A 1,476-nucleotide genomic window follows, 5' to 3' on the forward strand; every position below is an offset into this window, starting at 1 on the left:
GTCGCGAACGTCGCCACCAGCATGGCCGACGCGCCCACTGCTTGAAGTAGACGGAAAGCGACAAAGGCCGGTGCAGTTGAAGACCAAGCTGCTCCCAGAGACGCAATGACGAAAGCCGTTGCGCCCGGCGATTAAGTTAATAAACATATTAAATCATTAATTAGTTTTTGTAGTTTAGAGAGTTTATTTCTTAGGGTTTCTATTCCTCAATTATTCCGTATCCTTCTGGTGCAGGAATCCCATGTTCCGAAGAACGACTGACTGATTCCCACTCTTTCCATGTAAATATACGTTTTTCTGCATTTTCAACAGCTAAATCATATACAAGGCTTCCCAGAACTAATCGGAGAGGCGGATTCTCACTATTAACCAGTTTCATTATAGCTTCGGCGGCTAACTTAGGATCACTATCCACCGATTCGTTTGAATATTGTTGGGCCAACTTTTCACGTAATGAATCATACTCTTTTTTCTGTGTAGTAAAACTCATTTTTAAGTATAGATTCGTCCAGTAACCTCCAGGTTCTACGATAGATACTTTTATACCAAAATGTGCAGCTTCTTGTGCTAAAGCCTCGCTAAATCCTTCTAAAGCAAATTTACTAGCGCTATAGATTCCCGACATTGGACCACTAATCAGTCCACCAATACTAGATATCTGGATAATATGACCTGATTCTTGTGCCCGCAAGTACGGCATAACAGCTTGACTTACCCATACTGTACCGAAGAAATTAGTTTCCATTTGGCTTCTAACTTCATCTTCACTAAATTCTTCAATCATTCCCATTACCATATTCCCTGCATTGTTAATGACAATATCGAGTCTTCCAAAATGTTTAATGGCAGTTTCCACTGTAGTCGAAACAGCACTTCTATCAGTAACATCAAGACTTAAAGGAAGTAACATTCCTTCAAACTGGCATTTTAACTCATTCAGTTTTTCAATATTTCTAGCAACACCAACAACCTTCTCTCCTGACTCCAATGCTTTTTTTGTGAATTCGTATCCTAGTCCACTGCTTGCACCTGTAATAAACCACACACGTGTATTTTCATTGTTATTAAATGTCATAAATAATCTCCTCCATTAATCATGTAATATTGGTATCATTCAATACCAATTTAAAACAAACAAAATAAAGAGCACAGGCAATCTGCCTATGCTCTAAATATAGAAATATAAAATTTCAACAGGATTAATCCGATTGTTGGTATCACAAATAAGCCATCAAATTCATTGATGTACCCTTTTCTACGAAGTGTCATGGGAGATCTCCCTTTAAAATAAAAAAGAGGAAGATTCCTCTCCCCCTTTTTACTATAACCGTATAATAAAGGTTTCCTATACGTATAGGAAGAATAAACGCCCTTTTCACCCAAGTCCAACAGCTTTGGACCGCAGTTGACTCTTTCGACACCCCTGCGATGCAACCCAATCCGGCTGACGGGGAGCCAGCAACGCTGAAAATTTAC

2 protein-coding genes and 1 pseudogene are annotated in these 1,476 nt (G+C 39.3%); all 3 read right to left on the minus strand.

Features of this window, described 5'->3' with window-relative positions:
• Nucleotides 1–125, minus strand: a pseudogene (locus FTT77_RS17160) (CmlA/FloR family chloramphenicol efflux MFS transporter); the annotation flags it as partial.
• Between the two features lie 74 nt (nt 126–199).
• Nucleotides 200–1,075 carry an SDR family oxidoreductase gene (locus tag FTT77_RS17165; protein ID WP_078081115.1) on the minus strand — a complete coding sequence of 292 codons (876 nt, stop codon included), beginning with the start codon at nt 1,073–1,075 and terminating at the stop codon, nt 200–202.
• An 86-nt stretch (nt 1,076–1,161) separates the two neighbouring features.
• Nucleotides 1,162–1,476 (minus strand): hypothetical protein (locus FTT77_RS17295; protein ID WP_218944809.1); only part of this gene is annotated, 315 nt, incomplete at its 5' end.

The organism is Acinetobacter sp. YH01010 (assembly GCF_013420775.1).
Taxonomy (GTDB): domain Bacteria; phylum Pseudomonadota; class Gammaproteobacteria; order Pseudomonadales; family Moraxellaceae; genus Acinetobacter; species Acinetobacter amyesii.